Source organism: Streptomyces sp. NBC_00306, assembly GCF_036169555.1.
Classification (GTDB): Bacteria; Actinomycetota; Actinomycetes; order Streptomycetales; family Streptomycetaceae; genus Streptomyces; species Streptomyces achmelvichensis.
In genome coordinates, this window is sequence record NZ_CP108032.1 from 585,215 (window position 1) to 598,401 (window position 13,187).

General features: G+C 71.2%; 10 protein-coding genes. 2 read left to right on the forward strand and 8 right to left on the reverse strand.

Annotated elements, in window-relative coordinates:
- Window positions 1-88 precede the first annotated feature (88 nt).
- Entirely contained in the window at window positions 89-2,275 is a 2,187-nt protein-coding gene (locus tag OHA05_RS02665; protein WP_328859665.1) for a terpene synthase family protein, read from the forward strand.
- Between the two features lie 94 nt (window positions 2,276-2,369).
- On the opposite strand, the gene OHA05_RS02670 is transcribed toward OHA05_RS02665, so the two are convergent.
- From OHA05_RS02670 to OHA05_RS02705, 8 genes are all read right to left on the reverse strand, one after another.
- Window positions 2,370-2,870 carry a hypothetical protein gene (locus tag OHA05_RS02670; protein ID WP_313948055.1) on the reverse strand — a complete coding sequence of 167 codons (501 nt, stop codon included), beginning with the start codon at window positions 2,868-2,870 and terminating at the stop codon, window positions 2,370-2,372.
- A gap of 68 nt (window positions 2,871-2,938) precedes the next feature.
- On the reverse strand, window positions 2,939-5,854 hold the full coding sequence (locus tag OHA05_RS02675) for an ATP-binding protein (RefSeq protein ID WP_328859666.1): 2,916 nt from the start codon (window positions 5,852-5,854) through the stop codon (window positions 2,939-2,941).
- Window positions 5,855-6,107: 253 nt separating this feature from the next.
- Window positions 6,108-6,452 carry a hypothetical protein gene (locus OHA05_RS02680; RefSeq protein ID WP_313948053.1) on the reverse strand — a complete coding sequence of 115 codons (345 nt, stop codon included), beginning with the start codon at window positions 6,450-6,452 and terminating at the stop codon, window positions 6,108-6,110.
- A gap of 555 nt (window positions 6,453-7,007) precedes the next feature.
- Window positions 7,008-7,223: a DUF397 domain-containing protein gene (locus OHA05_RS02685; RefSeq protein WP_383240041.1), complete on the reverse strand. Its 216-nt coding sequence runs from the start codon at window positions 7,221-7,223 to the stop codon at window positions 7,008-7,010.
- Window positions 7,224-7,355: 132 nt separating this feature from the next.
- Entirely contained in the window at window positions 7,356-8,537 is a 1,182-nt protein-coding gene (locus OHA05_RS02690) for a thiolase domain-containing protein (protein ID WP_328859667.1), read from the reverse strand.
- The gene (locus tag OHA05_RS02695) at window positions 8,530-9,582 is read right to left on the reverse strand and encodes a thiolase domain-containing protein (protein ID WP_328859668.1); all 1,053 of its coding nucleotides are present in this window, start codon (window positions 9,580-9,582) and stop codon (window positions 8,530-8,532) included. The genes OHA05_RS02690 and OHA05_RS02695 overlap by 8 nt, the downstream gene beginning before the upstream one ends.
- A complete protein-coding gene (locus tag OHA05_RS02700) occupies window positions 9,579-10,523 on the reverse strand; it encodes a Zn-ribbon domain-containing OB-fold protein (RefSeq protein ID WP_313948049.1) in 945 nt (314 codons plus the stop codon). The genes OHA05_RS02695 and OHA05_RS02700 overlap by 4 nt, the downstream gene beginning before the upstream one ends.
- 19 nt (window positions 10,524-10,542) lie before the next feature.
- A complete protein-coding gene (locus tag OHA05_RS02705; RefSeq protein ID WP_328859669.1) occupies window positions 10,543-11,352 on the reverse strand; it encodes a crotonase/enoyl-CoA hydratase family protein in 810 nt (269 codons plus the stop codon).
- Window positions 11,353-11,528: 176 nt separating this feature from the next.
- On the opposite strand from OHA05_RS02705, the gene OHA05_RS02710 reads away from it, so the two are divergent.
- Window positions 11,529-13,151 carry an acyl-CoA synthetase gene (locus OHA05_RS02710; protein WP_328859670.1) on the forward strand — a complete coding sequence of 541 codons (1,623 nt, stop codon included), beginning with the start codon at window positions 11,529-11,531 and terminating at the stop codon, window positions 13,149-13,151.
- The last annotated feature ends 36 nt before the right edge of the window (window positions 13,152-13,187 follow it).

Consider the following 13,187-nt stretch of genomic DNA (forward strand, 5'->3'; position numbering starts at 1 on the left):
GTGCGTGGGCCGTCCGAGGGACGGGTAGGGCTCGCCCGTCCACCCGGTCCGCGCTGGCGCGGATGCTCACCGAAAGGCCCACGCACAGATGGCACAGCCCTTCGTTCTGCCGGACTTCTACGTCCCGTATCCGGCACGGCTCAACCCCCATGTCGAGGAGGCACGGCGGCACACCAAGGAGTGGGCCCGCGGCATGGGGATGCTGGAGGGGTCCGGCATCTGGGAGGAGGCCGATCTCGACGCGCACGACTACGCCCTGCTGTGCGCCTATACGCACCCCGACTGCGGTGCCGAGGCGCTGTCCCTGGTGACCGACTGGTATGTGTGGGTCTTCTTCTTCGACGACCATTTCCTCGAGGTCTTCAAGCGCAGCCAGGACCGTGAGGGCGGCAAGGCGTATCTGGACCGGCTGCCGGCCTTCATGCCGATGGGCTCCACGGCCGACATCCCGGAGCCGCAGAACCCGGTGGAGGCGGGACTGGCCGATCTGTGGGCGCGGACCGTGCCGAGCATGTCCGACGGCTGGCGGGCCAGGTTCGCCGAGTCCACGGCGAACCTCCTCAACGAGTCGATGTGGGAGCTCACCAACATCAACGAGGGGCGGATCTCCAACCCCGTCGAGTACATCGAGATGCGCCGGAAGGTCGGCGGCGCACCCTGGTCGGCGGGGCTCGTGGAGTACGCGGCGGGCGCCGAAGTGCCCGAGGCGGTCGCGGACTCACGTCCGCTGCGAGTGCTGCGGGACGCGTTCTCCGACGGTGTCCATCTGCGCAACGACCTGTTCTCCTACCAGCGCGAGGTGGAGGACGAGGGTGAGCTCAGCAACGGCGTGCTCGTGCTGGAGACCTTCCTGGGGTGTACGACGCAGGAGGCGGCCGAGGCGGTCAACGACCTGCTGACCTCGCGGGTCCAGCAGTTCGAGAACACCGCGCTGACCGAAGTCCCCGCCCTCTGTGTGGACAAGGGCCTGACTCCGGTCGACTGCGCCGCGATCGCCGCGTACACCAAGGGACTTCAGGACTGGCAGTCCGGCGGTCACGAATGGCACATGCGCTCCAGCCGCTATATGAACGAGGGCATGGACACCGGGCCTTCACACGTCGGTGGGGTGGTGGGCACCTCGGCCCTCGACATCACGACACTCTTCGGCCGTCCCGCGGCAACGCGGCTGCGCGGTCTCGCCCACGTTCCGCACCAGCGGGTGGGACCGTCGCTGTTGCCCGACTTCGACCTGCCGTTCCCTCTCTCCATCAGTCCGCACCACCGGGACGCGCTCGACAAGTCGGTCGCCTGGGCGGACCGGATGGGCCTGCTCGGGGACATCTGGGACGGGCCGATGCTGCGGGGTTTCGACTTCGCGTTGTGCTCGGCGGGCCTGGACCCGGACGCCACGGCCGAGGAACTGGAGCTCAGCGCGGAGTGGCTGACCTGGGGCACCTACGGCGACGACTACTACCCCCTCGTCTTCGGCCGTCCGCGCAATCTCGTCGGGGCGAAGCTGTGCAACGAGCGGCTGTTGGCCTGTATGCCCGTCGACGAACCGGCCGCTGCCTCGGCCCTTGCCGTCAGCCCGATGGAGCGAGCGCTCGCCGATCTGTGGGCGCGCACCGCCGGCCCGATGGAAGGCGGGGCACGGGTGGAACTGCGCCGGTCGATCGAGGTGATGCTCGAGAGCTGGTTGTGGGAGCTGCACAACCAGGCGCAGCACCGCGTCCCCGACCCGGTCGACTACATCGAGATGCGGCGGCTGACCTTCGGGTCGGACCTCACGATGAGCCTGTGCCGGCTGCGGCACGAGGGGGAGTTGCCACCGGAGGTGCTGCGCAGCGGGACGGTGCGGAGCCTGGAGAACGCCGCAGCGGACTACGCCTTTCTCGTCAACGATCTCTTCTCCTACCAGAAGGAGATCGAGGTCGAGGGTGAGGTGCACAACGCGGTCCTGGTGGTGCAGACGTTCTTCGACTGCGACTATCCGGCCGCGGTCTCCATCGTCGACGATCTGATGCGCGGCCGGCTCCGCCAGTTCCTTCACGTCAAGGAGCGGGAACTGCCGCTGCTGTACGAGGACTTCTCCCTCGACAAGGCGGGAAGGGCCGCACTCGACGCCTATGTGCACGAGCTGGAGGACTGGCTGGCGGGCATCCTCAACTGGCACCGGGGGGTGCGCCGTTACCAGGCGGAGGATCTGCGCAGGGGCGCGGGCACGACGCTGCTGAAGGAGCCGACGGGGCTCGGCACCTCGGCGATGCGGGTGGCCGCGATGCTCGCTCGATAGCGGCGGCCGAGGAACGCGGGCCGCGGAGCCGGACGGGTTTCGCGGCCCCGCACCGGAAGGCGGCCGGAAGGTCAGCCCTGTTCGAGCCGCAGGGTCAGCCCTGCTGGAAGAGTTCCGCGGGCAGCGGCTTGAGCAGCGCGTACAGGTCGTCCGTGATCGGACGGTCCCAGCTGGCGATGGTGACCAGCACATTGTCGCTGCGGTCGAACTGGACGCAGGAGATACGGCTCTCGGAGAGCTTGAGCCGGCGGACGATCAGCAGATTGTCCCCCTGCATCACCGGCAGGTCCTCCGTCTCGACGACCTCGACGGGCTCCTCGTTCTCCAGGGCCAGCAGCAGCTGCGCCACCTCGAAGGGGACCTGTCCCTCGTCGACCTCGCGGGCGGGCGAGCCCTCCGGGAGGTTGCCGATGATCATCGCCGGGCCGCGGCCGCCGAACAGGTCGTACCGCAGAAAGACTCCCTGACAGGAACCGTCGGGAGCGGGAAGGAGGCCCGCGCCGAGGTTGCCGGGCCAGTCTCCCGGGTCCATGGCCAGGACGTCGAAGTCCGGACCCGCGGGAGTGGCGGCGCTGCGGCGGCGGAGGAAGGACATACCGCCATGGTACGTGTCCGCAAGGGTGCGCCAGAGCCGGGGCCGGGTGCCTTCGGGCTACTGTTCGGTCACCTTCCGCGCCCGCCGACCGTCGCCTCCTCGGTGTCCTCGCCGAGTGCCGTGGCGAGTCCCGCCTCGTCGGTGCCGACCTTGCGGTAGACGGCCGAGAGCAGCTTGATCACGGCGGGTTCGTCGAGGTGCAGGGCGGCGGCCACGGCGGCCGCGTCGTCCCCCTTCACGGTCAGCAGGGCCGCGGTCCGCTCCCGGGTGGTGAGGGCGTCCGTCTCGATGGCGCGCAGCCGTCGGGGGCGCAGCCCCGCCGCGGCGAGCTCGTCGCGGGCGGTGTCCGCGAGCCCGTCGGCGTCGCACTGGCCGGCGGCCTCCAGCCCTCGGTAGAGATACTCCGCGGCCTCCTTCGGGTGGCCGGTGCGGCGCAGATGCGTGCCGAGGCCGACGAGGGCGCGGGCCAGTTCGTACGCGGCCGGTGAGCGTTCGAGGCAGGTGACGGCTTCCCGCAGGAAGGCGGTGCGCTCGCTGCCGTCGCACACCTCGGCGGCGACCCGCAGTGCCTGCCCGATCCCGGAGGCGGTGGCGTACCGGCGGGCACGCTGGACGGCGTCGAGGGCGATGGTCCGCGCTCTCTCCGGTGCGTCGTGGGCCTCGGCGAGGGCGAGATGGAGCTGCCAGGGGCACCAGGCGGGGTTGCGCATACCGCGCGGGTCGAGCCGGCGGCCCACGGCGGCCAGCTCGACGGCCGCCTCCTTGGTCCGGCCCCTGGCGAGCAGCAGTTCGCCGTAGACGGACTGCGAGTCGGGGAAGGTGACGGCCGCGGGGAAGGGCTCGCCGAAGCCGTGGTCCTGCGCGACGGTGATTGCCTCGTCGGTGCGGCCGCGGGCCAGCAGTACCTCGATGAGGGTGCCGACGGCGTACCACGCGGCCGGGGTGCGGGGACCGACACGCTCGGCGAGACGCAGTCCCGCCCGGACGAAGTCCTCGGCCTCGGCGAGCCGCCCGCGCCGGTAGCGGATGTACGCCAGCAGGGTGTAGGCGAAGGAGAGGTGGGCGCCGCGCCAGCCCTGGCGCTCGAACTCCGCCGTACCTGCCGCGAACAGTTCCTCGGCCCGGCCGGGCCGGTCCGCGTAGAGGAACGCGAGCGCGACGAGCACCGGGACTTCGAAGCCGCGGTCCTCGACCGCCCAGCTCAGGCCGCCCTCCAGAGCGCGTTCGGCGTGGTGGAGCGCGACGGAGGCGGGTTCGGCACGCAGCGTGGCGTCCCAGGCGCGCAGCCCGATGATGTACCGCTCGGTGAGATCGGTGCCGGGGAGGCGGTCGGCGAGGCGGGCCAGCCGCCGGGAGCGGGCCGGGGAGTCGGGCTCGTCCGCGCGGAAGGCGTCCCACATGAACTTCTCGGACTGCATCCGCAGCCGGGTCCGCGGGTCGGTCGAGCGCCGGGTCTCGCGCGCGAGCGTGTCACAGGCTTCGGCGAGGCGGTCGGAGTGGGCGAGGACCTGGGAGAGGCGGTAGACGATGGCCTGGCGCAGGGCGGGGTCGGTGATGGGTTCTTCGAGTGCGGCCCGCAGATGGTTGACCGTGGTGGCGGGTTCCGTGAGCAGGGAGGCGCAGCCCAGTTCGTACAGGACGGCGGCCCGGTCGTCGAAGGCCGGCGGCTCGCGCAGTGCGCGGGCGAGGAAGCGGCGGGCTGCGTCCGGGGCACCTGCGCGCAGGGTCTCTCCCGCCGCCCGGCGCAGATGCTGGACGACCCAGGGATCGCCGTCGGGATGGGCCTCCATCAAGTGGCGGGCGGCGGCGGTCGAGCCGAGCCCGGCGTCGACGACCGCCCAGGCGGCCAGGCCGTGCAGCGCGACGCGCACGGCATCGGGAATGGCCCGGTATACGGCGGTGGCGATCAGCGGGTGGACGAATTCGAGGGTGTCGGAGCCGGTGAGGATACGGGCGTCGCGCAGCCGGTCCGCGGCGTCGGCCGCCGCCTCGCTGCCGAGCCCGGCGACGGAAGCGGCGAGCGACGGCTGGATCTCGGTACCGAGGACGGCTCCGGCCCAGGCGAAGCGGACGGTGGAGGTGCCGAGCCGCTCCAGCCGGGAGACGAGACCGCTTCCCTTGACCGCGGCGGCGAGGTCGCGCAGCAGGTGGGCGCCGGCTTCGAGGGGTTCGATGCCGCGGTCGCTGACCTTGGCGGTGAGTTCGACGGCCTCGAAGGGGTTGCCCGCGGTGACGGCCCAGCATTCGCGGCAGAACGCCTCGTCGGCATGCGCGCCGAGCCGGTCGCGTACGAGACTGCCCACGGCCGGGGCGGTCAGCGGTGCGAGGTCGATGGGGCGTTGTCCGGCCCGCCCGGTGATCCCCCGGAACTGCTGGGCATGGTCGGGGAGTTCGTCGGGGCGGTAGGCGACGACGAGCAGCATCGGCAGTTCTTCGGCGCGCGGCGCGTACGCGGCGAGCCAGCGCAGCGACTCCGGGTCGGCCCAGTGGGCGTCGTCGAGGACCAGGACGAGCGGGGCGCGCTGCACGGCGAGGTGGGTGAGGACCCAGTCGAGCCCGTCGCGCAGGCCCTGCGGGTCGGGCGGGGCGCCCGCGTCCGCGGTGCACAGTCCGAGCGCCGGGCCCACGATGGCGTACCAACTGCCCAGTTGCATGCGCAGGGTGGCCTCGGAGGTGCCGGCCAGCTGGGGCTGGATCAGCTGGCGGGCGACGTGGAAGGCGACCTGCTGCTCCTGCTCGCCGCCGCGTGCCGAGAGAACGGTGCAGCTCTTTGCGGCCGCCCGTCGGCGCACCTCGTTGAGCAGCGTCGTCTTGCCGAGACCCGCGGGGCCGGCGAAGGCGAGCAGCGCGCCGCGCGGCCGCTCGGGCGGGTCGAGGTCGTCCGTCCGGAAGCCGGTGAGCTCATCGAGAGCTTCGTCGACGGCGGCCAGTTCGGCCTCACGCTCGAAGAGTCGGCGTCTCGTTCCGCCGGCACGTCGCGTCATCTGTAACCCCCACGGCCGGGCGTGCTCCCGGCGCGGTGAAGGGGCCGCCGGCACACGTCCTTGAGGCACCTCAGCGTACGCCCGCGCGCGCTCTCAGGGACCTGTCCTTGCGAAACGTGGGCGTCCGGAAAGGGAGTTGTCGGTACGTGGGGAGTTCTGCGGCCCGGCCCGCCGCACATGTATACGACCGCGTGCGGTGGGCCGGGGTCTGCCTGGTGAGGTGCGGCCGCCGTGGGCGCAGGACCGCGAAGTCCTAGGCGGAGGTCTGGGTCGGGCTCATTCCGGGGCCGGCGGTTCCGTTGATCTTCTCTATCGCCTGCCGTGCGTGTTCGCCGGGTGATCGTCCGGTGAGCGAGGAGACGGACGACGGCGCGGTCTGCTGCGCTGCCGCGGGCCTGGCATGGCTCGCGGTCGTCCGCGAGCGGAGCCGGTGGCCGACGGCCTCGTCGAGGCTCACGGGGCGCTGCATCTGGGCTGACAGCCGACCCGCTTCCTGACCCAGCGCGGCGACGTCCTCCCATTGCAGACGGACCACCAGGCGGAGTTCGGCCTCCCCGTCAGGGAGGGCTTGGAGAGACGGGTTGATGGCGTCATTCATGGCTGATCCTCACGCTGTTGGAACGGAATCCTCGCGGGACGCTGCGCACCCCGGCGTGCGGGGCATGCAGAGTCATACGGGAGAAGTCCGCGCAGCGTTCACTCACACGTGTAGGCACGTACGGGTGTACGAGTCGGGCCGTCGGCGGGGTGCCGCACGAGTGCGCGAGGGACGCGCGGTGCGGACGGGCCGTGCGGGACGCGTGGTGCGGACGGGCCGTACGGGACCTGAGGCGCGGGACGCGTGGTGCGGACGGGCCGTACGGGACCTGAGGCGCGGGACGCGTGGTGCGGACGGGCCGTACGGGACCTGAGGCGCGCGCACGGCGGCAGGATCGGTCGCCCGCACCGCAGCCCGCGGATGGCAAGCAGGCGGACGGGGTTCACGGCCCGCGCGGATGACCGGGGCAGGCGCCTCCCCCGGCCCCGTCCCGCATCGACACGCGCCCCGAGGGGTCCACGCGGCATCGCTTCGGTGGCCGCAGCGGTCGGACCGTCGCGGCCACATCGACCGGGATCGAGGGCGGGCGGGAGGGGGAAGGGACAGCGCGAGCCGTCAGGTGAGGTCGAACTCCCCACCGCGGGCGTTCAGCACGAAGGCTCGCCATTCCGCCGGTGTGAAGATCAGGGACGGGCTCTCCGGCCGTCCGCCGTTGCGCATCGCGATGAAGCCCTCCACGAAGGCGATCTGGACATCCCCCGTTCCCTGACTGCCGGACTGCCAGTCGGCGTTGGTGAGGTCGAGTTCAGGCTTGTCCCAGCCCGAAAACATCTGCGTGGTGGTCGTGCTCTCGGCCACGTCCGTGCTCCTCCCGCATCGTCTCCGGCCTCAGACTAGCGATCGTCCCCGGTCACCGACAGGCCGCGGAAGAAGGCCGGGAGCCACCGGGGACGGAAGGACGCGTCAGGTGCGGGGCGGCTCCGCGCCGACGAGCCACATCGAGAAGAACTGCGACCCTCCGCCATACGCGTGCCCGAGGGCTCTGCGAGCTCCTTCGACCTGGTGCTCGCCCGCCCGGCCGCGTACCTGAAGTGCGGCTTCGGCGAAGCGGATCATGCCGGAGGCGCCGATGGGATTGGTCGACAGCACTCCGCCCGACGGGTTCACAGGCAAGTCCCCGTCGAGTTCGGTGACGCCGGACTCGGTGAGTTTCCAGCCCTCGCCCTCGGCGGCGAAGCCCAGGTTCTCCAGCCACATCGGTTCGTACCAGGAGAAGGGGACGTACATCTCGACGGCGTCGATCTCCCGGCGCGGGTCGGTGACGCCGGCCTGCCGGTAGACATCGGCGGCGCAGTCCTTGCCGGCCTGCGGCGAGACGAAGTCCTTGCCGGCGAACATCGTCGGTTCGCTGCGCATCGCACCGCCGTGCACCCAGGCGGGCGCGTTCGGTGCGCGCGAGGCCCCGGCCCGGTCGGTGAGGATCATCGCGCAGGCGCCGTCGGAGGAGGGACAGGTCTCGGAGTAGCGGATCGGGTCCCACAGCATCGGGGAGGCCTGGACCTTCTCCAGCGTGATGTCGTGCTCGTGGAGATGGGCGTACGGGTTCTTCAGCGCGTTGCGGCGGTCCTTGTAGGCGACCAGGGAGCCGACCGTGTCGGGGGCTCCGGTGCGCCGCATGTAGGCGCGTACGTGCGGGGCGAAGAAGCCGCCGGCGCCGGCGAGCAGGGGCTGCTGGAAGGGGACCGGCAGGGACAGGCCCCACATGGCGTTCGACTCGGACTGCTTCTCGAAGGCGAGGGTGAGGACCGTGCCGTGTACCCGGGAGGCCACCAGGTTGGAGGCGACGAGGGCGGTGGAGCCGCCGACCGAGCCCGCGGTGTGCACCCGCAGCATCGGTTTGCCGACGGCGCCGAGCGCGTCGGCGAGGTAGAGCTCCGGCATCATGACGCCCTCGAAGAAGTCGGGGGCCTTGCCGATCACCACGGCGTCGATGTCCGCCCAGGTCAGCTCGGCGTCGTCGAGTGCTCTGCGGGCGGCTTCGCGTACCAGGCCGGCGATGGAGACGTCCCGGCGGGCGGCGACGTGTTTGGTCTGGCCCACGCCGACGACGGCGACGGGTTCCTTGCCTCGGGCGGTGTCAGGCACGGTCCTCCCCTTCCAGGACGGCGACCAGGTTCTGCTGAAGGCAGGGGCCGGAGGTGGCGTGGGCGAGTGCCCGGTCGGACTCGCCGCGATGGATACGGGCGGCGGCCTCGCCCAGCCGGACGAGGCCGGTCGCCATGACCGGATTGGCGGCCAGCGCTCCGCCGGACGGGTTGACCCTCACGCTGTCGTCGAGGTCGAGAGCTCGCCGCAGGACGACTTCCTGGGAGCTGAACGGCGCGTGGAGTTCGGCGGTGTCGACAGGCCGCTCGAAGACTCCGGCGCGCTGTGCGGCGAGCCGGGTGGAGGGCGAGTCGGTCAGATCGCGTACACCGAGACTGTGGGCCTCGATCCGGTGGTCCATCCCCCGGATCCAGGCGGGTCGTTCGCACAGATCACGGGCGCGGTCCCCGGCGGCGAGGATCACGGCGGCGGCGCCGTCCCCGATCGGGGAACAGTCCCCGGCCCGCAGCGGCTGGACGATGTACTCGCCCTGCGGAACCGATCCGCTGAGCTGGGCGTGCGGGTTGGTCCGGGCGTCGTCGCGGTTGCGGGCGGCGACGGCGGCCAGCTCCGGCTCGTCCACGCTTCCGGCATCGATCAGCGCCTGCGCCTGGAGTGCGGCGAGCGCCACCGAGTCGGGCCAGAGCGGGGCCAGGTAGTAGGGGTCGAGCTGGCGGGTGAGGACGTCCCGCACCTGGCCGGGGGACGACTTGCCGTAGGAGTAGACGAGTGCGGTGTCGGCCTCACCGGTGAGGATCTTGACCCAGGCTTCGTACAGCGCCCAGGCGCCGTCCATCTCCACATGGGACTCGGAGATCGGCGGCCACGCACCGACGCCGTCGAGGGCCATGGTGAAGGAGAAGGCCCGTCCGGCGAGATAGTCGGAGGAGCCCGAGCAGGTGAAGCCGATGTCGCCGGTCTTCAGGCCGGTGTGCGCGAGGACCTCGTGGAGGACCGGCATCAGCATCTCGACCTCGGAGAGGTCGTCGCTGCGGCGCCGGTGGTCCGTCTGCGCGAAGGCGACGATCGCCACGTCGTGCGTCACAGCAGCTCCTTGTAGGTGTCGTAGTCGGCGTCGGGTTCGCCGGTGGGGCGGTAGTGGTCGGGGTGGCGGCCGCCCGGTTTCCACACCGGCTCCACCCGCAGACCCATCCGCACCTGGTCGTAGGGCATCCCCGCGATCCGCCCGTGCAGGGCGAGGTCGGCGCCGTCCAGGGCGATGTGGGCGTAGACGTACGGGACCTCGATGTCGAGGTTCTTGGCCTTGATGTTGACGATGCAGTAGGTGGTGACCGTGCCGCGCGGACCGACCTCGACGCGGTCCGTGGTGGCGACGCCGCAGGTGGGGCAGGCGCCCCGGGGCGGCACATAGACCTTGTGGCAGGAGGGGCAGCGCTCACCGACGGTCCGGTGGTCGGCCAGCGCGGCGATGTGCGCGGTCTGGGCGCGGCCGGGCGAATAGACGTAGTCGAGCCGGGCGGGCGCCACGATGCCGGTGACGGCGTCGTCGAACTGCCCGTCGTGCTCCGTCCCGTGGACCTCGGGCTCGCCGTCGTACGGCTCGAAGCAGGCGATGTCGGTGATCGCGCCGGTCCGTTCCCCGGCCCAGCGGACGCGCACCCGCATCCCGGTGCGGACGGCCTCGGGCCCGGGTGCGTCGAGGGCGTGCAGGAGGGAGGTGTCGGCGCCGTCGAGCCGCACCAGCACCCAGGCGAACGGCTCGCTTAGGGGCTGACCGCGTCGCGGGGCCGGGTTCCAGGCCCACGTGGTGACGGTCCCGCAGGAGCCGACCTCGACCAGGTCACGGATCTCCTCCGCGGTGACCGGGTCGTACTCGACGGGCGGTACGAGCACCCGGCCGTCCTCCGTCCGTACGCCGAGGACCGTCCGCTCGCGCAGTCCGGTGAGAAAGGCGCTCTGTACGGGGCCGAGTGAGCGGGTGAAGGGGAACTCGACGACCAGCGGGGCGCTCAGCAGCTCGGGCATCCGGGGTCTCTCCCTCGGGTCAGGCGCGGCGGTAGACGGGGTCGCGCTTCTCGGCGAAGGCACGGGCGCCTTCCTTGGCGTCCTCGGTGTCGAAGACCGGCCAGCCGCGTTTGAGTTCGGCGGCGAGTCCTTCGGTCTCGGTCATCTCGGCGGTCTCGTAGACGGATGCCTTCACCGCCTCGACGGCGAGCGGACCGCAGGCGTTGATCTGCTCGGCGACGGCGAGGGCCTTGTCGAGTGCCGTCCCGTCGGGGACGACGTGGCCGATGAGCCCGATGTCCCGCGCCTCCTCGGCGCTGTAGGGCCGGCCGGTCAGCAGCATCTCCAGGGCGTGGGTGCGCGGGATCTGGCGCTGGAGCCGTACGGTCGAGCCGCCGATGGGGAACAGTCCCCGCTTCACCTCGAACAGTCCGAAGGTGGCGCTGCGGCCCGCGACCCTGATGTCGGTGCCCTGAAGAATCTCGGTGCCGCCGGCAACGCAGGCGCCCTCGACCGCGGCGATCACCGGTTTGCGGGGGCGGTGATGACGGAGCATGGCCTTCCAGTGCAGATCCGGGTCGGCCTTCATCCGGTCGCGGTACTGCTCTCCGTCCATCCCCCGGCCGGCGAGCGCCTTGAGGTCCATGCCGGCGCAGAAGGCTCCGCCGGCGCCGGTGAGCACGACGGAGCGTACGGAGTCGTCCTCGTCGGCCTCGATCCAGCCGTCGTGGAGGCCTACCAGCATCGGCAGCGAGAGGGCGTTCTTCGCCGCCGGCCTGTTCAGGGTGAGCACGAGTGTGGCGCCTTCGCGCCGCACGGTGAGGTGCTCGGTTCCACCTCGTTCTTCCATGTGCGGACCTCCCGTCTCGACCTGGAACAGGTTGCAGTAGGCCGGGGCCCAGTTCAATAGTTTTCTGACACCCAGTCAGATTTCTTCTGCGGCGCCCCTTCCCAGTTGTGTCCCCCGGCGCTCTAATGACCGCCGAGCCGGAGTTCGCCGGGGATGCGCCGCGGTCAGGAGGAACGGTGGAGTACAACCTTGCCGACCTGTTCGAGTCGGTCGTCGACGTGGTCCCCGACCGCGAGGCGCTTGTGTACATCGACCACCCCGGCACCGGCGCGGAGCGCAGGCTCACCTACGCGGAGCTCGACGCCGCGGCCAACCGTGTCGCCCACCATCTGATCGGCGCGGGCATCGAACCCGGCGAGCATCTCGGCCTGCACCTCTACAACGGCATCGAGTATCTGCAGACCGTGCTGGGCTGCCTCAAGGCGAGAGTCGTACCGGTCAACGTCAACTACCGCTACGTGGAAGAGGAACTCGTCTACCTCTACCGCGACGCCGACCTCGCGGCCCTGGTCTTCGACGCGGAGTTCACCCGGCGGGTCGCGGCCGCGCTGCCGAAGACACAGAAGCTGCGGCATCTCGTCCGCGTGGGCACACCCCCGCAGGACGCACCGCCGCTGGACGCCGTGTCCTTCGCCGACGCGACGGCCGGCGCGTCACCCGGGCGCGGCTTCGGACAGCGTTCCGCCGACGACCAGTTCATCATCTACACCGGCGGCACGACCGGCATGCCCAAGGGGGTGATGTGGCGTCAGGAGGACCTGTTCTTCTCTGGATTGGGCGGTGGTGCGCCGACCGGCGAGCCGGTCTCCTTCCCCGAGGAGCTCGCCGAGCGCGTGGCCGCCGGCGGTGACGGGATCACGTTCTTCCCCACTCCCCCGCTGATGCACGGCACGTCCACCCTCACCGCGTTCATCGGCTTCAACTTCGGCCAGCGGATCGTGGTCCACCGCAAGTACGTGCCGGAGGAGGTGCTCCGGACGATCGAGAAGGAGAAGGTCACCAGCGTGTCCCTGGTCGGCGACGCGATGCTGCGGCCGCTGATCGACGCACTGAACGGACCCCTGAAGGGCACCGACCTGTCCGCGTTGTTCAGCGTCTCCTCGTCCGGCGCGATCATGTCGGAGACGGTACGGGCGCAGTTCTCCGCGCTCGCGCCGAACGTGATGCTGCTGAACAACTTCGGTTCGTCGGAATCCGGGTTCAACGGCACCGCGACGGAGGACTCCGGCCCCGAGAAGGGCTTCCGGTTGCGGGTCAACTCCCGTACGGAGGTGGTCGACCCGGCGACGTACGAACCGGTCGCGGTGGGCGAGCCGGGCCGGATCGCCCAGCGCGGGCATGTACCCCTCGGCTACTACAACGACCCCAAGAAGACCGCGGAGACCTTCTTCCAGCGCGGCGACGAGCGATGGGTGCTGCTCGGCGACATGGCGACGGTCGACGAGGAAGGCATCGTCACCGTCCTCGGCCGCGGCTCGCAGTGCATCAACACCGGTGGCGAGAAGGTGTATCCGGAAGAGGTCGAGCAGGCGCTCAAGTCCCACCCCGATGTGTACGACGCGCTGGTGGCCGGGGTGCCGGACGCCACGTGGGGCAACCATGTGGCCGCGGTGGTGCAGGTGCGCCAGGGGGCGACGGAGCCCGGTCTGGAGGAGATCCAGTCGCACTGCCGCACCCGGCTGGCCGGCTACAAGATTCCGCGCCAGCTGGTGATCGCGAAGGAGATCCAGCGTTCGCCGAGCGGCAAGGCGGACTACCGCTGGGCGCGCACGGTGGCGACGGAGGCCGCCGGGCAGTGAGCGCCCGGACACGGATGCCTCGCCGGGGCGCTTCCT